The sequence below is a fragment of the Neisseria mucosa genome, from assembly GCF_003044445.1.
GTDB lineage: Bacteria > Pseudomonadota > Gammaproteobacteria > Burkholderiales > Neisseriaceae > Neisseria > Neisseria mucosa_A.
On record NZ_POWX01000004.1, the window covers coordinates 1 to 18,834 of the forward strand.

18 protein-coding genes and 1 pseudogene are annotated in these 18,834 nt (G+C 50.8%); 16 read left to right on the plus strand and 3 right to left on the minus strand.

The features are described 5' to 3' along the window. The coding region (locus tag DBY90_RS03180; protein ID WP_234405084.1) for an IS3 family transposase at nt 1-245 on the plus strand (245 nt) is incomplete at its 5' end. Nucleotides 246-340: 95 nt separating this feature from the next. After that, a pseudogene (locus DBY90_RS12660) lies at nt 341-448 on the plus strand (IS5/IS1182 family transposase); the annotation flags it as partial. 126 nt (nt 449-574) lie between these two features. Here DBY90_RS12660 and DBY90_RS03185 read toward each other — a convergent pair. Then, a complete protein-coding gene (locus DBY90_RS03185) occupies nt 575-1,843 on the minus strand; it encodes an Nramp family divalent metal transporter (RefSeq protein WP_029609683.1) in 1,269 nt (422 codons plus the stop codon). 91 nt (nt 1,844-1,934) lie between these two features. Between DBY90_RS03185 and DBY90_RS12665 the strand changes: the two genes are divergently transcribed. The 4 genes from DBY90_RS12665 to recJ all read left to right on the plus strand — a co-directional run bounded on the left by DBY90_RS12665 (nt 1,935) and on the right by recJ (nt 5,273). Then, a complete protein-coding gene (locus DBY90_RS12665; protein WP_070492467.1) occupies nt 1,935-2,186 on the plus strand; it encodes a hypothetical protein in 252 nt (83 codons plus the stop codon). Between the two features lie 212 nt (nt 2,187-2,398). After that, complete coding sequence (locus tag DBY90_RS03195) at nt 2,399-2,770, plus strand: ACP-like domain-containing protein (RefSeq protein ID WP_003740987.1); 372 nt, start codon at nt 2,399-2,401, stop codon at nt 2,768-2,770. Between the two features lie 380 nt (nt 2,771-3,150). Then, entirely contained in the window at nt 3,151-3,426 is a 276-nt protein-coding gene (locus DBY90_RS03200) for a DUF1289 domain-containing protein (protein WP_070492468.1), read from the plus strand. Nucleotides 3,427-3,572: 146 nt separating this feature from the next. Beyond that, entirely contained in the window at nt 3,573-5,273 is a 1,701-nt protein-coding gene (recJ, locus tag DBY90_RS03205) for a single-stranded-DNA-specific exonuclease RecJ (protein WP_107986530.1), read from the plus strand. Nucleotides 5,274-5,458: 185 nt separating this feature from the next. Here recJ and mltG read toward each other — a convergent pair whose 3' ends face one another. Continuing rightward, nucleotides 5,459-6,454: an endolytic transglycosylase MltG gene (mltG, locus tag DBY90_RS03215; protein ID WP_070493725.1), complete on the minus strand. Its 996-nt coding sequence runs from the start codon at nt 6,452-6,454 to the stop codon at nt 5,459-5,461. A gap of 128 nt (nt 6,455-6,582) precedes the next feature. Between mltG and ampD the strand changes: the two genes are divergently transcribed. The 5 genes from ampD (at nt 6,583) to DBY90_RS13265 (ending at nt 13,308) form a co-directional block, all read left to right on the plus strand. Beyond that, nucleotides 6,583-7,155: a 1,6-anhydro-N-acetylmuramyl-L-alanine amidase AmpD gene (ampD, locus tag DBY90_RS03225; RefSeq protein WP_070493594.1), complete on the plus strand. Its 573-nt coding sequence runs from the start codon at nt 6,583-6,585 to the stop codon at nt 7,153-7,155. Nucleotides 7,156-7,392: 237 nt separating this feature from the next. Next, nucleotides 7,393-8,649: a cell division protein ZipA C-terminal FtsZ-binding domain-containing protein gene (locus DBY90_RS03230; protein WP_070493591.1), complete on the plus strand. Its 1,257-nt coding sequence runs from the start codon at nt 7,393-7,395 to the stop codon at nt 8,647-8,649. A 136-nt stretch (nt 8,650-8,785) separates the two neighbouring features. Continuing rightward, nucleotides 8,786-11,257 (plus strand): NAD-dependent DNA ligase LigA, encoded by a 2,472-nt coding sequence (ligA, locus tag DBY90_RS03240; protein ID WP_107986532.1) that lies wholly within the window; start codon nt 8,786-8,788, stop codon nt 11,255-11,257. A 161-nt stretch (nt 11,258-11,418) separates the two neighbouring features. Continuing rightward, complete coding sequence (locus tag DBY90_RS03245; RefSeq protein ID WP_070493585.1) at nt 11,419-12,684, plus strand: putative phage abortive infection protein; 1,266 nt, start codon at nt 11,419-11,421, stop codon at nt 12,682-12,684. A gap of 435 nt (nt 12,685-13,119) precedes the next feature. Next, complete coding sequence (locus DBY90_RS13265; RefSeq protein WP_234405095.1) at nt 13,120-13,308, plus strand: hypothetical protein; 189 nt, start codon at nt 13,120-13,122, stop codon at nt 13,306-13,308. Nucleotides 13,309-13,380: 72 nt separating this feature from the next. On the opposite strand, the gene fnr is transcribed toward DBY90_RS13265, so the two are convergent. Continuing rightward, entirely contained in the window at nt 13,381-14,115 is a 735-nt protein-coding gene (gene fnr, locus DBY90_RS03255) for a fumarate/nitrate reduction transcriptional regulator Fnr (RefSeq protein WP_003740905.1), read from the minus strand. 145 nt (nt 14,116-14,260) lie between these two features. Here fnr and hemN point away from each other — a divergent pair, with 145 nt between their 5' ends. The 5 genes from hemN (at nt 14,261) to prfA (ending at nt 18,825) form a co-directional block, all read left to right on the plus strand. After that, the gene (gene hemN / locus DBY90_RS03260) at nt 14,261-15,682 is read left to right on the plus strand and encodes an oxygen-independent coproporphyrinogen III oxidase (protein WP_070493581.1); all 1,422 of its coding nucleotides are present in this window, start codon (nt 14,261-14,263) and stop codon (nt 15,680-15,682) included. A 74-nt stretch (nt 15,683-15,756) separates the two neighbouring features. After that, nucleotides 15,757-15,957, plus strand: a complete 201-nt coding sequence (locus DBY90_RS03265; RefSeq protein ID WP_019270508.1) for a hypothetical protein — start codon at nt 15,757-15,759, stop codon at nt 15,955-15,957. Between the two features lie 227 nt (nt 15,958-16,184). Further along, on the plus strand, nt 16,185-16,922 hold the full coding sequence (locus DBY90_RS03270) for a methionine ABC transporter ATP-binding protein (RefSeq protein WP_070493578.1): 738 nt from the start codon (nt 16,185-16,187) through the stop codon (nt 16,920-16,922). A gap of 1 nt (nt 16,923) precedes the next feature. After that, on the plus strand, nt 16,924-17,610 hold the full coding sequence (locus DBY90_RS03275; RefSeq protein WP_070493575.1) for a methionine ABC transporter permease: 687 nt from the start codon (nt 16,924-16,926) through the stop codon (nt 17,608-17,610). Nucleotides 17,611-17,748: 138 nt separating this feature from the next. Further along, nucleotides 17,749-18,825, plus strand: coding sequence for a peptide chain release factor 1 (gene prfA, locus DBY90_RS03280; RefSeq protein WP_070493572.1), 1,077 nt, complete (start codon nt 17,749-17,751; stop codon nt 18,823-18,825). The last annotated feature ends 9 nt before the right edge of the window (nt 18,826-18,834 follow it).

The following is an 18,834-nucleotide window of genomic DNA, read 5'->3' on the forward strand; positions in this document are numbered from 1 at the left end:
TTGCAAAACATTCCATGGTTCAAAGCATGTCGCGAAAGGCGAACTGCTGGGACAATGCACCGATGGAAAGCTTCTTTGCGGTGCTGAAGACGGAGTGTTTCTATCGTGCAGGGGAATTGACGGTGGATGAATTGATGAAACAGATAGATGATTATATGGATTACTACAACCGCGAGCGTTGCAGTTTGAAATTGAAAAAGCTGAGTCCTGTCGCATACAGAACCCAGCTTGCACAGAGCGCCTGAATAGGCTTTTATGAGTGTCCAAGATTTGGGGGCCAGTTCAATTTTCAGACGACCTTCTTTCATCTCATTTCAAATAGGTTTTACGAATTATTGATTATAGTGGATTAAATTTAAATCAGGACAAGGCGACGAAGCCGCAGACAGTACAGATAGTACGGCAAGGCGAGGCAACGCCGTACTGGTTTAAAGTTAATCCACTATATAATCATGAACTTCGTAATATCATTCGCCTATACCAATAAATAACTCCCTCCCAAAACCAAACCCATAACAAAAAGGTCGTCTGAAAACCAAAATCCGGTTTTCAGACGACCTTTGTTTTATTGGGCTTACTTAGGTGCAGCCAAGATGCCTGTCAGGTTCAATAGGAACAACACCGTAAATCCGGTCAGGTAAATCAAGCCGAGGATGGCGAGGAAGTTCATGCCTGCCGTCAGCTTGTGGCGTTCGTCGCCTTTAACGAGGCGGTAGTTCAGCCAAGCGAACACGGGGGCGGCGATGAAGGCGGTAATCATGGCGAATTTGAGCAGCTCCGCCATCGCACTGTTGAACCAGAAAATCACTGCCAAGCCCGTACCTGCGACCCAAACGTTCCAGGCAAAGAGTTCGACGTTGCCCGTTTTGTCTTTGCCGCGCAGCAGGCGCACCGGCTCGGCAATCGCGCGAGCATAGCCGTCGACCACGGTAATCGTCGTGCCGTACATACAGGCGAAGGCGATGAATGCGACCATTGGGCGCGACCAATCGCCGATGGTAACGGCGTACATATTAATCAGTTGCCCGACGTATTTGCCGCCCGCCATCTGCACTGCCTCGCCGTTGCCATACTGCACATACGCGCCCAAGGCGAGGAAGACGACTGCCAACACTGCGCTGGTGATGTAGCCGACGTTGAAGTCGAAAATACCGTCGCGGTAGCTGGAAGGATTGATGCGTTGTTTTTCAGTAACCCAGAGCGAGTTGATGGCGGAAATTTCAATCGGCGCAGGCATCCAGCCCATCAGCGCGATTAAGAAGCCCAAGCCTGCCAGTGTCCATGGGGTAGGCTCGATAAAGTCGGGCTTCATCTGCATGCCGCGCGACATGGCGATGGCGGCTGCGGCGACTGTGGCAATCGTCAGGCTGACGATGATGATTTTGGAAACATTGTCCAAGGCTTTGTAGCGTCCGCTCGCCAAGATAATCAGGCAGGAAGCCATAATCAACGCAGAGATTGCGCCGACATTCAGCGTCAGCGAGGGAATCGCCATTTTGACGATGGCGGCGGTCACTATGGCGACCGCACCCGCGTTAATCGTTGCCGAGATAACGCATAAAATCAGGAATACCCACAAATAAACGCGGCTTTTCTCGGCATAACCTTCAATCAGGCTTTTGCCCGTATCCAGCGTGTAATGCGCGCTGAAGCGGAAAAACGGATATTTGAAGAGGTTGGTCAAAATAATAATCAACGCGAGCTGCCAGCCGTAAAGCGCGCCCGCCTGTGTCGAGGCAATCAGGTGCGAACCGCCGACCGCTGCCGAAGCCATCATGATTCCGGGCCCCAGTGCATTGATTTTGCTTTTCCAAGTCGAAGCGTGTGTGTGTTGTTCAGACATCATTCTCTCCGTCTTTTTCAGACGACCTTCACAAAAAAAGGCGTATTTTAACGTAAATCAAGAGATTATCTAACAGCATTTCGGATATTTCATGCCGAAACATGTTAAAAATAAGCTGTACCGAATCGAAAATCTCCAATCATCAGCATTTTGTGGCTGGAAACCTTTTTCAGACGACCTTGTATCGCTTTTTATCCCCAATCAGGACAGCACCCAAAAAACAACATACTTAATATCTAATTTGGGGTTAGTGTTGCGCAAAGGCTTTCAGGTACTTGCTTTGATGATGAACTTTTTCAAAAAAAATCAACACCCGAAAATAAAAGGAAAAACAATAAAATAAGTTATTTTGTTATGATAAATTTTCAACTTATTTAATTGCGTACAACCAGAATAACCCTTCCCGAAAATTTCTTTGTATAGCTTTGCATATCGGCATATTGTATATTTTTTCGGAACGGATAAAATATGTACTGCTTTCAAAACAAAGCAAGGATGGCGCCGGATAGTCCACGCCACACATCACTCTTTTCTCACTTTATGGAGTAATACCAGATGAAATTCTTATCTGCCGCTATTGTAGCCGTTCTGACTGCCGGTGTTTCCATGACTGCCGCTGCCGCTCCCGCTGGCTACGTTCCTTACAAATGCGACAACGGTAAAAAACTGAATGTCGTTTACGAATTTGACCGCAGTGGTAATGCAGTTGGCGCATCTGCAAATGCAGCCGGCAAACAAATCAGCCTGCGCGTTGACAAACGCCAATCAGACAGCACCGGTACAACCTTCACCAACAAACGCGGCTTCTCTATGTCTGCCGGTTACATCGACAAAAACACCCACACCACTTCTGAAGTTGTGGGCGTAACCGACTCACGCAACCGCTTCATCGTGAAAAACTGCGAACCTGTTAACATCGACCGCTAATAACGGAACGATTTGAGATTTAAAACAGGTCGTCTGAAATCTAAACAAGATTTCAGACGACCTTTCGTTTTATCTGTCCTTTTAAAATCTCTCAATCCGATTTCAGCTACTTATACGGTCGTGTTATACGGTCGTGTAAAATAGATATACCGCTGATGAATTCAGCACAGTCAACGTATCGTCAAGCTAAGCCTTTTTGAGTTTTAAATTTTAATGAGGAAGCGCATTATTATCCTGCGACGGTAAAACTAAGATCAGCATGATGCTCTTCATCGCTCAGCAGAGTATCAAAATAAAAAATTGCCTGAATGACAACCATACATAGCCGAAACCCTACACCTTGGTTATACTCTTTCAGACGACCTTTCTGCACCTTCATCATGGAACAACCCGATTTCTTTCCCATCCCCAGCCCCTGCATCGGCGTATGCGAAGCCAACGCAAAAGGTTATTGCAAAGGCTGCTTGCGCAGCCGCGAAGAAAGGCATTTTTGGCAGCAAATGACGGACGACCAAAAGCACCAAGTCATGCGCCTGCTGCATATGCGTAAAACCAAAATCCGCAACAAAAAACTCGATTTGCTGAGACAACAGGACGAATGGGAAGAAATACAGCAGGACAATTTGTTTGACGACAACTTTGTTCCGGAAGTTTAAAACGGGTAAGAAATTCCCCTTCCCTTTCACAATAAAAGGTCGTCTGAAAACAGGCAGCAGATTTTGCTTTGCTTTTAGGTTTTCAGACGACCTTTCCCGCCTTAAAATACATCCCCTCAAATACAACTATACCCCGTCCACACACCATGCCCGTCAAAATCCAAACCCGCCCTATCAACCAAAACGTCCTCGATGATTTGCTCACCGCCGGCGCCGACCCTTTGATCGCCCGGCTGTGCGCCTCGCGCGACGTGCAGAGTCCCGCCGAATTGGACGACAAACTCGCCGGCCTTCTGCCTTATCAATCGCTGACGCATTGCGAAGCCGCCGCCCGCCGTTTGGCGGATGCCATCGAGCGCAAAGAAAAAATCCTGATTGTCGCCGACTACGATGCCGACGGCGCGACCGCTTGTTCCGTCGGCATGAGCGGCTTGGCAGCGATGGGCGCGGCGGTGGATTTCCTCGTACCCAACCGCTTCGAACACGGCTACGGCTTAACGCCCGAACTCGCCGAAATCGCCGCCGCGCAAGGCGTGGATTTGCTGATTACGGTCGATAACGGCATCGCCAGCATCGCAGGCGTGGCGCGGGCGCAGGAATTGGGTTTGGACGTGATCGTAACCGACCACCACCTGCCCGCCGAAACCATACCCGACTGCATCATCGTCAATCCGAACCAAAAAGGCTGCGGCTTCCCAAGTAAAAGTCTGGCGGGCGTGGGCGTGATTTTTTATGTATTGATGGCGTTGCGTGCCGAATTGCGCCGCCGCGATTATTTTTCAGACGACCTTAAAGAGCCGAATCTGGGCGAACTTTTGGATTTGGTCGCACTCGGCACCGTCGCCGATGTCGTCCCCCTCGACCACAACAACCGTATCCTCGTGTCGCAAGGTTTGAAACGGATGCGCTCCGGCAAAATGCGTCCCGGCATCCGCGCCTTATTTGAAGTGGCGCGACGCGACTGGCGCAAAGCGCAGCCTTTCGATATGGGTTTCGCATTGGGCCCGCGCATCAACGCCGCCGGACGGCTGGACGATATGTCAGTCGGCATAGCCTGCCTGTTGGCTCGCGACGACGCAGAAGCGCAGGCATTGGCGGCGCAGTTGAACGACCTCAATATCGAACGCCGCGAAATCGAGCAGTCCATGCTGCAAGACGCGCTGAACGCCTTTCCCGAAACCCTGCCTTCAGATCAGACGACACTGGTCGCCTACCGCGACGATTTTCATCAAGGCGTGGTCGGCATCGTCGCCAGCCGCCTCAAAGACCGCTTTTACCGCCCGACCATCGTGTTCGCTCCGGCGGACAACGGCGAAGTGCGCGGATCGGGGCGTTCCATTCCCAACCTGCACCTGCGCGACGCGTTGGATTTGGTGTCCAAACGCCATCCCGATTTGATTTTGAAATTCGGCGGACACGCGATGGCGGCGGGCTTAAGCATACTCGAACACAACATTCCCGCGTTTCAGACGGCCTTTGAAGAAGCCGTGCGCGAAATGGTGTGCGAAGACGACTTGTCGCAAACTTTTATCACCGACGGCAGCTTGAAAGCCTGCGACATCACGTTGGAACAGGCGCAAAACCTCGCCCGCCATGTTTGGGGACAAGGCTTCGCGCCGCCGAGCTTTACCGACGAGTTTCACGTCATCCGCCAGCAACCCTTGGGCGCGGAGGGCAAACACAAAAAAGTTTGGCTGCAAAAAGACGGCTACGAATTTGAAGCCATGTTCTGGCGTTGTACCGATGACATTCCCGAATACATCCGCACGGTTTACCGCCCCGTGGCAAACGAGTGGCGCAATCAGATGGAATTGCAGCTTTATATCGATTACTGGGAAGCAGCTTAAGGCTTGCGAAAGATATAGTGGATTAAATTTAAATCAGGACAAGGCGACGAAGCCGCAGACAGTACAGATAGTACGGCGAGGCGAGGCAACGCCGTACTGGTTTAAAGTTAATCCACTATAAAAGGTCGTCTGAAACCGAAGATCAGGTTTCAGACGACCTTTATGCTTTTGAGGCTTAATTCAACCTATTTCTTCAAAATATATTTGCGTACGGCAGCATTGTGTTCTTCCAAATTATGGCTGAACTGGCTCAAGCCGGTGCCGTCCATTTTGGAAACGAAATAGAGGTATTTTTCATTCGATGGATGCGCGGCAGCCTCAAGGGCGGCTTTGCTTGGCAGGGCGATGGGGGTCGGGGTTAAGCCGCTGCGTGTGTAGGTGTTATACGGCGTATCGCGCTGGAGGTCTGCTTTGCGGATTTTGCCTTTGTACGCGCTGCCCATACCGTAAATCACGGTCGGGTCGGTTTGCAGGCGCATACCGATATTGAGGCGGTTGACGAATACTGAAGCAACATGGGCGCGGTCGTCTTCGTGGGCGGTTTCTTTTTCAATCAAGCTCGCCATAATCAGCATTTCATACGGATTCTTGTAGGGCAATCCGCTTTCGCGATCTTCCCAAGCATCTTTCAGACGACGTTGCATGGTTTGATAAGCAGTTTGGTAGATTTGCAAATCGCTGCTGCCTGCGTCGATTTCATAGCTATCGGGGAAGAATTGGCCTTCTGGGTTGCTGCTGAGCGCGTCGGTGGCAATTGCCTGCATGAGTTCTGCATCGCTCCAACCGCGTGTTTTGTGTTCGATGTCGGGCGTATTGTCGATGATTTTACGCATAGTGGCAAAACGCGAGCCTTCGACAATTTGAACGGTAACGGCATCGGGTCTGCCGCTGCGGATTTTCTGCAAAATGCCCCATGCGGAAATGTTGGAAGGAAGGCGGTATGAACCTGCGTTGAGTTTGTTGTGTGCGCCTATCATGTAGGCGGCTGCAACCAAGACGTGGCGGTTGTAAACGATTCCGTCTTCGGCAAGCGTCCGGCTGACGGAAGAGATGCCTTGGTTTTTTGCGATTTTGATACGGTATGCTTTGCCGTTGTCTTTGGGAACGAACAGCAAGGCGGCGAACACGGCGGCAACGGCAACAAAAAATACCGCAAACCATTTCAACATTTTTTTCAGCATGGTAGGATTTTTGATTTGTGAACGTCGGGCGACAGTATAACTGAAATGCGCGCCCTCTTCCTCGCGCACCCGCCCGACGTATGTTTTTTCCGCCTCAGTGGTCGTCTGAAATAAAGGGTCGTCTGAATATGAATCTTCCATCCGAATGCAAAGACATTGACTGGCAGCAAGGCTGGTGGCAGCCTGCGCGCCGCGCGTTTTCGCCGAATTTCGAACCGCGTGCAGAATCAGAAACCGTGTCGCTGGTGGTTTTACACAATATTTCCTTGCCGCCCTTCGAATATGGGACGGGCACGGTGGAAAAGCTGTTTACCAACCGCATCGACCCCGACGAACACCCGTTTTTCAGTGTCATCCACACCTTGCGCGTGTCCAGTCATTTTCTAATTACCCGCGAGGGCGAGGCGGTGCAGTTCGTTTCTTGCGACGATATGGCGTACCACGCAGGCGTGTCGTCGTTTCACGGACGTGAAAAGTGCAACGCGTTTTCGGTCGGTATCGAATTGGAAGGCTGCGATTTCGAACCGTTTACCGAAGCACAATATCAAACGTTGAAAAGCCTGCTACAAGCCTTGGCCGGGCATTACCCCATCACCGCCGTTACCGGTCATCAGGACATCGCCCCCGACCGCAAAACCGACCCCGGACACTTTTTCGATTGGCAAAGATTGCAGGCGGCAGGTTTTCCGGTTGTCCGTTAATCGCTCAAAAATGCCATATAGCATTTTTCAGACGACCCTGCCCCATTTTGGGCTATCATTCGCGGCATTTGCTGTCAGAAAAGTTTATTTTCGTTATAATCGAGCATCCATACGGGACAATCCGTGTCCGACTCCGACGAACTTACTCGCGGCAATACGATTCCGCATACCACCCTAAGGCAAACCGCCCTAAGGCAACAAAGACGGAATGCCGCTCTTACAAAAAAGTGATTACCCATGATTTTCATCGTCTTAGGCTTGGCAGTCATTCTTGCCGTCATCGCCTACAATATGTATCAAGAAAACCAATACCGCAAACAGGTGCGCGAACAGTTCGGCCACTCCGACAAAGACGCGCTCCTGAACAGTAAAACCAGCCATGTGCGCGACGGCAAAGAATCCGGCGGCAAAGGTCTGTTCGTCAAAAAAGCGAACAAAGCCCAAGAAGCCGCGCTGCGCAATCTGCAAGAACAAGACGAAATCTTCGCCGCCAAAGCCAAGCTTGCCAAGCCTTCCGCCATCAAAACCGATGTCGAGTTGGCAATGGAAGACGACTTCACCGACGAGCCGGTGCAACATACCGTCATCGGTCTGAACAACGAAATCACCACCCAAGCCGCGAGCGACGAGCCGATCAATCTGCCTTCCGCCGCCAACCAGCCTTTGGTCAGCTTGGACGAATTGTCTCAAGTCGAGCTGCCGTGGTTTGACCCGCGCTTCGACTACCTCGCCTACATCGCCCTCTCCGAAGCGCAAGAGCTGCACGCCCTGCCCCGTCTGTCCAACCGCCACCGCTTCCAAATCATCGGTTGCACCATGGACGACCGCTTCCAAGTTGCCGAACCGATTCCGAGCGTGTATTACCAAGGCTTTGTCGTCGGTCTGCAAGCAGTCAGCCGCAACGGTTTGGCAACCCAAGAAGAATTGCAACAGTTCAACCAACAGGTTGACACCTTCGCCCAACTGATGGGCGGCAAAGTCCTCCACACCGATTTGGCGGCATTTACCGAAGTCGCGCAGGCATTGGATACCTTCTGCGCCCGCGTCGATCAAACCATCGCCATCCACTTGGTTTCACACAGCAACATCAGCGGCGTAGAACTCCGCGCTTCTGTTGAAAACCTCGGCTTCGTATTGGGCGAAGACGGCGCGTTCCACTACACCGGACAAACCGGCAGCCCGATGTTTGCCATCCACAGCCTCACAGGCGACGCATTTACCAACGCCCTTTTGGACAACCAGTCCTACAAAGGCTTCAGCATGCTGCTCGACATCCCGCACGCACCTGCCGGCGAAAAAACCTTTGACCTCTTTATGGACTTGGCGGTACGCCTCTCCGGTCAGTTGGGATTGGATTTGGTCAACGACAAAATGGAAGAAGTTTCTACCCAATGGCTCAAAGACATTCGCAATTACGTCTTGGCGCGTCAGGAAGAAATGGTCAAAGTCGGCATCAAACCCGGCAGCAAACAAGCCCTGCGCCTGTTCTCTTAAAATCAAATGTAATCAAAGCGGATATGTCGTTACGGCATATCCGCTTTTTTCGGGTAAAATTCAGCTGTTTTCAACCTATCATTTTTCAGACGACCTTTGCCCGTATCAGACAAAGGTCGTCTGAAACCCCTTCTCCATGAATCAAACCGCACAACACATCGGCCACCTTACCGACCTCCTCAACCGCTACGCCTACGAATACTACACCCTCGACACGCCCAGCGTACCCGATGCCGAATACGACAAATTGTTCCGCGAACTCGAAGCGTTGGAACGAAACCATCCCGAGCTCAAACTGCCCGACAGCCCGACCCAGCGCGTCGGCGGCGAACCTTTGGTGGGATTTGACGAAGTACGCCACGAAGTGCCGATGCTGTCGCTGACCAACGCCTTCTCCCCGCAAGATGAAAACGGCGTGTTCGACCATGCCGAAATGTACGCTTTCGACCAACGCGTGCGCGACGGCTTGGACGGCGGCAAACCCGAATACGTTATCGAACCCAAATTCGACGGCCTCGCCATCAGCCTGCTCTACCGCGACGGCGTATTGGTACAGGCGGCAACACGCGGCGACGGCACGACGGGCGAAGACGTTACCCAAAACGTCAAAACCGTCGCCAACATCCCCTTGCGGCTGCACGGTGAAAATACGCCCGAACTCATCGAAGTGCGCGGCGAAGTGCTGATGCTCAAAGCCGATTTTGCCGCCCTCAATAAAAGACAAAACGAAAATGGGCAAAAACCCTTTGCCAATCCGCGCAACGCCGCCGCCGGCAGCCTGCGCCAACTCGATTCGCGCATCACCGCGCAACGCAAACTGCACTTTTTCCCCTACTCCGTCGCCCGTCAGCAAGGCGGTTTCGTCGCAGAAGAACACATCCAAGAACTCGCCTATTTCCAAGAACTCGGCTTCAGCCTGCCCTACGGCAATTTCGGATGTTTCAAAAATATCGACGAAGTATTGGCATTTTACGAACAAATGCAGCAAAAACGTCCTTCCCTACCCTACGAAATCGACGGCATGGTGGTCAAAGTCAACAGTTTGGCGCAACAGCGCGAACTCGGCTTCATCTCCCGTGCGCCGCGCTGGGCGATTGCCCACAAATTCCCCGCCGAAGAAGCCCTGACCGTCGTCGAAGCCATAGACGTACAAATCGGGCGCACCGGCGCCGTTACCCCCGTTGCCCGCCTGCAACCCGTATTCGTCGGCGGCGTCACCGTCACCAACGCCACCCTGCACAATCAGGACGAAGTATCGCGTAAAGACGTGCGCGTCGGCGACACCGTCGTCGTGCGCCGTGCCGGAGACGTGATTCCCGAAGTCGTGCGCGTGATTTTCGAACGCCGCCCAATGCAGAAAACCGCCGTTGCCGTTTCAGACGACCTCAAGCAGCAACAAGACGACCTGTTTGCCGAAACACCGTCCGCAAACCAAACCCAATCCGTTCCGCTCCACAAGCCCTACCGCCTGCCGACCCATTGCCCCATCTGCCGCAGCGAAATCGAACGCGAAGAAGGCGAAGCCGTCGCCCGATGCAGCGGCGGTATGCTTTGTCAGGCGCAACGCGCGCAAGGCTTAATCCACTTCGCCTCGCGCAAAGCCATGGACATCGACGGACTCGGTCAAAAACAAATCGAGCAGCTGGTTGCCCAAGACCTCGTCCGCCACTTCGCCGACCTCTACCGCCTCGACATTCCGACCTTGCAAAAGATGAAGGAAACGGCGGATAAAGGGTCGTCTGAAAACGAAAACGGCGACGCAGAAACGGTTTCAGGCGACCTATCTGAATCCAACACCCAAAACGGCAAAAAACAACCGACCAAGTGGGCGGAAAATATCCTTGCAGGCATAGAAGCCAGCAAAACACCCGAACTCGCCCGCTTCCTGTTCGCGCTCGGCATCCGCCACGTCGGCGAACGCACCGCAAAAACACTGGCGCAAGCATTCGGTTCGCTGGAACACGTCCGCCGCGCCCCCGAACCCATCCTCGCCTGCCTGCCCGACATCGGCACCGTCGTCGCCCACTCCATCGCCCACTTCTTCGCCCAAGACGCGCAGCAGGCGATGATAGACGAGCTGCTCGCCGCAGGCGTTGCCCCGCAAACCCAAGCCGTTACCATCCCGCCCGCCCGCCACGCCGAGCCGCAACGCTGGATTGCCCGCCTGCCCGATTTCAAAATCAGCGAAAACAAAGCCCAAGCCTTATGGGAACTCGCCGGCAAAAGCATAGAAGGTCTGCAAACCGACAAAGCCCTCCCCGCCGACTGGCAAGCATGGCGCAGCGAAACACAAAACGCCGCCCTGCTCGAAAATCTGAAAACCTTCTTTGCCCAAACGTCGTCTGAAAACCAAGAAGCAATGGTTTCAGACGACCTCAACGAAGCCGTAGCAGGCAAAACCTTTGTGTTAACCGGCACCCTGCCTACCCTCAAACGAGACCAAGCCCAAGCCTTGATCGAAGCCGCAGGCGGCAAAGTTTCCGGCAGCGTGTCCAAAAAAACCGACTACGTCGTCGCCGGAGAAGCCGCAGGCAGCAAGCTGGAAAAAGCCAATGCCTTGGGTGTGGCGGTATTGAGTGAGGAAGAGCTTTTGGCGATGCTGGGCTGAATACCCGCCAAACATACCGCAGATTGAACTAGAAAATCCTCGCATCGCAATTCCCCATACACAGAAATAACGGCATGGATATTGCTGATTCGAATTTATAAAATAAGGTCGCCTGAAAATTTTCAGACGACCTTATGAGTACAAAAAAAGGAAAAATAATCATGACAAACCAAAGTAAGCCTGGCTGGTTATTATGGGTATTAGGCGTATTCGCTTTTTTATTTTTTGCTGTTGCCTTAGCATTTTATTATTGGAAATTTAATATATCACCTATGTTTTGTAATTACTCCACATGGGAAGATTTCATTAATAATTCACATAAAAACTCCTTCATATTAGACAATTTCCTAGCCAAGCTTTCTAATGATCCTGCCACATGGGGAACATTCGGCGACTATCTGGGCGGTACGCTGAACCCCATCATCAGCTTCCTAGCCCTTATCGGTCTGCTCTACACCATTCATCAACAAGCGCAGGAAATGCAAGCAACGCGCAAAGAGTTGAAACAGGCGGCAAAACAGCAACGCAAACAGGTAAAACAACAAAGCCGCCAATCAGAGATTTTTAATCTGCAACAGTTTGAATCGACATTTTTTTCTTTGCTAGAGCACCATAATAAGGTTATTGAAAACCTTGTTGAATCAAAAATACCTGATCTAACAAATGTTACCATTGATGAAAAATTTAATATTGATAGTTATATAAAAGATAATATTCGCCAAAACCCCTCACTAAAACAATATTTTATCATATTATTTCAAATACTTAAATTTATATCATTAAGTTTATCCAAAGATATAAAAGGAAAAACAGATAATAAGATCACTATAAATGATTTTTCTCATGATAATGAACAATCAAGGGAAAAACTTAGTAATCTTTATATTAATCCACAAGAGAAAATATATAGCGACATACTTCGCTCCTTTATCCCTAATGATATTTTTATATTACTTATTTTTAACTGCCTACATTTGAATCAGGAAGATAAAGGAATCGTTTCATCTATATTTTATAACTTTCAAGGCTTGATAAATAGATATAACTTTTTAGAATATTTAAACTTACCCATACCTATAATTCATGATTATGGTGATATTATTCAAAATAATAATGATGTTATATGGGTTTTTAATGCAATAAATCCCATTGGAAATCTTAAAAAATCTTTTGGGGATAATAATCTATTTTATGATATAAAAAAGCTCCAAGATATTAAATATATAGCTATTAAAATAATTAATGATGGTATATCTATACTGAATCAAGAAATAGGTGAAATACCTGAACCAGCAAAAGACTATAACCGCGGAGCAGAGCAACTAAAAGCCGAATCAGAAAAACAAAAAAAACTAATACAATTTAAAATTAAAAAGTTAGATAATATTAAAAAATTTTTGGAAAATAAAGAAAATAACTTATCTTAATTTTCAGATTATTCTCAATATAAGGTCGTCTGAAAATTTCCAGATGACCTTTATTCCATTATCTATAATAAACAAATCACGCTATTTAATGCCATTATGAACTGATACCGACCGCACCACTCTTATCAACATCCCCATATTTACCCACAACGGTCAATGTCATGCTGACTTATACCCGCAGCGTCCGGTTGGATACGTCGCTCGCACCGATATTCCGCTACTGCACTTCCCGACACTGATTTGCCTGTCAGTTTCCGTTTGACGTGCAATGGCTGTCGGAAAAGGAATACTGGGCGCGTGGAGATATTTTGGATTTCAAATACAGAGTTTGCGGGATTTGGTTGCGGCATCGTGCCGAAATCATTTCGCTTGAGCCGAACCAATCGTTTACCGACCTGATGTTGAACGGGATTTACCGCTCTTTCCGCCATACGCATGAATTCAATTTTTTCCGGAGGGCGTACCTGCGTGACGGATACGGTGGAATTTACTTTCGAGCTAGGAAAAATGATTGACCGGCTAATCGGATTACCGGCCTTGCGTCGGACATTTAAAAAACGCCACCGTTTATTGAAAGAATGGGCTGCCCAATGGGCTGATTATGCTGAAGATGCTACAAGTTAAAGGCATGGAAAAAGTCGTCTGAAATTTTTTCAGACGACCTTGAGTTCTGTTTAAAAATAGTCTCGGTATCAATCAGATGGCGTGCGAACAACCGGATACCATTTTTTTGAGGGTTTGCGAGTCGAGGATTTTGATGTGTTTGTGTTCGACCGAAATCAAACCTTCATGATGGAACTTGGACAGCGTACGGCTGACGGTTTCCAGTTTCAGCCCTAAATAGCTGCCGATTTCTTCGCGTGACATCCGCAGAATGAAATCGTTGGCGGCAAATCCGCGCGAGTAAAGGCGTTGGGATAAGTTAAGCAAAAACGCCGCCAGACGTTCTTCGGCACGCATATTACCCAAAAGCAGCATCACACCTTGGTCGCGAACGATTTCTCGGCTCATTAATCTGAAAAAATGGCTTCTCAGGCTGGGGATGTTGTGTCCCAACTCTTCGATGTGGCTAAAGGGCAGCTCACACACCTCGCTGTCTTCCAAAGCCACCGCGTCGCAGCTGTGGACATGGGAGCAAATGCCGTCCATGCCGATGAGTTCGCCGGACATAAAAAAACCGGTAACCTGATCGCGGCCGTCCTGACTGGCAACCGTGGTTTTGAAAAAACCGGCACGGATGGCAAACAGCGACGCGAAAGGCTCACCGGTGCGGAACAGATATTCCCCCTTCTTCAAGCGGCGGCTCTGGCGGATGACCGCGTCCAATTGGGCAAACTCATTCGGCAGCAGCCCGACGGGCAGGCAGAGTTCACGCAGCGAACAGGAAGAACACAGGGTTTTCATCTGATGCATAGCATTGTGTGTGGTCATAAAACACCCTTAAAATTAAGGTTTTTATCCGGTCTCGATTGAGTAAGTTGTTGACACATATCAAGACAGGTTTATCATACTGTGGCATTCTACCAAACTATCTGAAGATTGACTAACATCATTACTCTAAAACTACGCACACGCCATGAAAGTAATACCAATACAAAATAATCACAATAGAAACAATGACAAGCCTGAGTTTGACCGCGAACTCATCTCTACTCTTCCTTCTAGTGGTCCGCGCTATACCTCCTACCCCACAGCCGACCGTTTTCATGACGGATTTCGCGAAGCCGAATATATCAATGCCTTGAATCAGCGCAGTATGGGGGCTTTGAACAAGCCCCTTTCGCTTTATATCCACATCCCCTTCTGCAATACTATTTGCTACTACTGCGGCTGCAATAAAATCATCACCAAAGATAAAAGCCGCGCCGATGCCTATATCGAATACCTCGAAAAAGAAATGGAATTGCTCGCCCCGCATCTGGGCGGACGGCATCAGCTCGCGCAACTGCACTTCGGCGGCGGTACGCCGACCTTTTTGAGCGACGACCAAATCGAACGCGTATTCCGCATGATACGCAAACATTTCCAACTGATACCCGGCGGCGAATACTCCATCGAAATCGACCCGCGCAAAGTCAGTCGCGAAACTGTCCTCATGCTCGGCAAGCTCGGCTTCAACCGCATGAGCGTCGGCATTCAGGACTTTGATCCCAAAGTGCAGGAAGCGGTCAACCGCATCCAAAGCTACGATGAAACCAAAGAAGTCATCGATGCTGCCCGCGAAGCAGGGTTCAAATCCGTCAGCGTTGATTTGATTTACGGTCTGCCGCACCAAACCGCCGAAAGCATCAAAACCACCATTGATACGGTATTGTCGCTCGATCCCGACCGCCTTGCCCTTTATCACTATGCCCACCTGCCGCATATCTTCAAGCCGCAACGCCGTATCGATACCGAAGCCGTTCCCGGCAGCGAAGAAAAACTCGATATGCTGCAATATTGCGTCCAAACCCTGACCGAGCGCGGCTACGTTTTCATCGGCATGGACCATTTCGCCAAACCCGATGACGAACTCTCCATCGCCCTCAAAGAAGGCTTCCTCCAGCGCAACTTTCAAGGTTACTCGACTTACGCAGACTGCGATTTGGTCGCCATCGGCGTATCTTCCATCGGTAAAATCGGCAGTACCTACTCCCAAAACGAACGCGACATTGACGCTTACTATGCCGCACTCGATGCAGGACACCTGCCCATCATGCGCGGCTACCAGCTCAATCAGGACGACCTTTTGCGCCGCAACATCATTCAAGACTTGATGTGCCGCTTCGCCTTGGATTACCAAATCTACGAAAGCGTGTTCGGTATTCCGTTCAACCTCTATTTCAAAGACGAACTTGCCGACTTGGAACAACTCGCCTCCCTCGGACTCGTCCGCTTGAAACAGCACGGACTGACCGTTACCCCCAAAGGCCGTTTCCTGATACGAAACATCGCCATGGTCTTTGACTACCATCTGCGCCACAAGGAAACCAAAGCCCAATATTCGCAAACGGTGTAAATACGAATAGCAAAGGTCGTCTGAAAATTTTCAGATGACCTTTGCCTTTTGTTTCATTTTGTTAAGAAACGCTAATGAACGAACAAACCAAACAGGCGGCTCAGACCATAGGTCGTCTGAAACGGAAAGCCAGCGATGAAGAAAGGCTGCAAGGCTGGCGCGAAACCTGCGCCGAACAAGGGTTAAGCGGTGAATTTATCCTGACCGCGAAGCTCAACGGCGCGGCTTATACTGAGGAAGAAGCCCGCATGGTGGCGGAGCTTTTCGGCAAATAAACTGACAATTTATTATTTAAAAATTACAAATCATATCAAAACTTGACAAAGTTACCGATTTTGATTATAGTCGTATCTGAGTTAACATTGCCGATTTGACACAGCTTGCGGGCATTAACAGCTAAAGCGTATTTTCATTTTCTGCTGTTTTTATTCCTTTCTTTATATCCAAGCCCGTTGTGTACAGCATCGGGCTTCTTTTTTTCCGGAAGTATCAGGAAGTATTTATGATTATTTTGGACAACGTTTCCAAACATTACCAAACGCGCGACAAAACCCGTTTTGCCGCCGTCGAGCCGACCAGCCTCGAAATCCAAGACGGCGAAATCTTCGGTCTGATGGGCTATTCCGGCGCGGGCAAATCCACCCTGCTGCGCCTGATTAACCTGTTGGAACGTCCCGACAGCGGCAAGGTCAATGTGTGCGGACAAGAGCTGACCGCCCTTGATGCCGCCGCATTGCGTCAGGCGCGGCAGAATATCGGCATGGTGTTTCAACAGTTCAATCTTTTGAGCAACCGTACCGTTGCCGACAATGTTGCCTTTCCTTTGGAAATTGCCGGATGGTCGTCTGAAAAAATCAAAGAACGTGTTAAAGAATGTCTTGAAATCGTCGGTCTGACCGAACGCGCCGACCACTACCCCGCCCAGCTTTCCGGCGGACAAAAACAGCGTGTCGGCATCGCCCGCGCGCTCGCATCCAAGCCCCAAGTCATCCTCGCTGACGAACCCACTTCCGCCCTCGACCCCGCCACCACGCGCAGCGTCTTGGAATGTTTGGAAGACATCAACAAACGCTTCAACGTTACCATCGTCATCGTAACCCACGAAATGAGCGTCATCCGCCGCCTGTGCGACCGCGCCGCTCTTTTGGATAAAGGAAAAGTGGTGGAAATCATCGAAGTACGCGGCAACCAAATCCACGCCCAATCCGAAATCGGGCGCGAGCTGATTCGGGAGGACTGATATGGCAGACTTAACATTCGAACAAGCCGTTTCCACCATCGTCGGCATGAAAGACGAAATCGTCCGCGCCTTGGGCGAAACCTTCGTTATGGTCGGGTTGTCCACCACGATTGCCGTCATCTTCGGCACACTCTTGGGCGTCTTGCTTTTCGTGACTTCCAACCGCCAGCTGCATTACAACAAGCCGGTGAATTTCCTGCTCGACAACTTAGTCAACCTGATGCGCGCCTTTCCCTTCGTCATCCTGATGATTGCCATGATACCCGCGACCCGCGCCATCGTCGGCAGCACCATCGGCCCGATTGCCGCCTCGCTGGTATTGAGCGTGTCCGGCCTGTTTTACTTCGCCCGACTGGTGGAACAAAACCTGCGCGAAGTCCCCAAAGGCGTGATTGAAGCCGCCACCGCCATGGGCGCATCGCCGCTTGCCATCGTCCGCAAAGTCCTCTTGAACGAAGCGCGCGCGGGCATGGTTTCCAGCATTACCGTCCTCGCCATCGGTCTGCTCTCTTACAGCGCGGCGGCAGGCATGATAGGCGGCGGCGGCTTGGGCGACCTCGCCATCCGCTACGGCTACTACCGCTACCAAACCGAGGTCATCATCTTCATCGTCGCCCTCCTCGTGCTGCTCGTTATCCTGATTCAAAGCATCGGCAACGCGTTGGCGCGGAAATTGGACAAACGTTAAACCGTCAAAAGGTCGTCTGAAAAGTTTTCAGACGACCTTTTCAGTCATATCTTTTTGAATTTCCAACCAAACCCATTATAATAACGCCTCCTCGCGCCGTCGCGGACGACTCCCGGCGGCATTTATTATGGAAGAATTATGAAGCCGTCTATCTTAGAAAAATTACAACAACTCAGCGACCGACTGGAAGAAGTCACCCACCTTCTCGGACAGCCCGAAGCCACGTCCGATATGGACAACTACCGCAAGCTTACGCGAGAACACGCCGAATTGACGCCCGTGGTCGAAGTGTTCCAAAACTATCAGCTGGCGCAAAGCGACTTGGCGGATGCCGAAGAAATGCTGTCCGACCCCGAAATGAAAGACTTTGCCGCCGAAGAAATCGAAGCGGCAAAAGCCAAAATCGACACGCTCGATACCGAATTGCAAAAACTGTTGCTGCCCAAAGATGCCGACGACGACAAAAACATCTTCATCGAAGTGCGCGCCGGAACGGGCGGCGACGAAGCCGCGCTGTTTGCAGGCGATTTGCTGCGTATGTACAGCCGCTACGCCGAGCGCAACCGCTGGCAGGTTGAAATCGTTTCCGCCAACGAAAGCGAGTTGGGCGGCTATAAAGAAGTCATCGCCCGCATCGTCGGTTTGGGCGCGTACAGTCGTCTGAAATTTGAATCGGGCGGCCACCGCGTGCAGCGCGTTCCCGCCACCGAAAGCCAAGGCCGTATCCACACTTCCGCTTGCACCGTCGCCATCATGCCCGAAGCGGACGAACTGGAAGACATCGAGTTGAACCCCGCCGATCTGCGCATCGATACCTTCCGCGCATCCGGCGCGGGCGGTCAGCACATCAACAAAACCGACTCCGCCGTCCGCATCACCCACCTGCCCACAGGCATGGTGGTCGAGTGCCAAGACGGCCGCAGCCAACACGCCAACAAAGCGCAGGCAATGAAAGTCCTCGCCGCCCGCCTGAACGACGCGCAAAAACGCGAAGCCCAAGCCAAAGAAGCCGCCGAACGCAAATCCCTTATCGGCAGCGGCGACCGCAGCGAACGCATCCGCACCTACAACTACCCGCAAGGCCGCGTGACCGACCACCGCATCAACCTTACCCTGCACAAGCTGGATTTTGTGATGGACGGCGATTTGGAAGAAATCACCAACGCCCTGATTGCCGAGCATCAGGCAGAGCTTCTGGCGGCAATGGGCGACTGACGAGGCGGT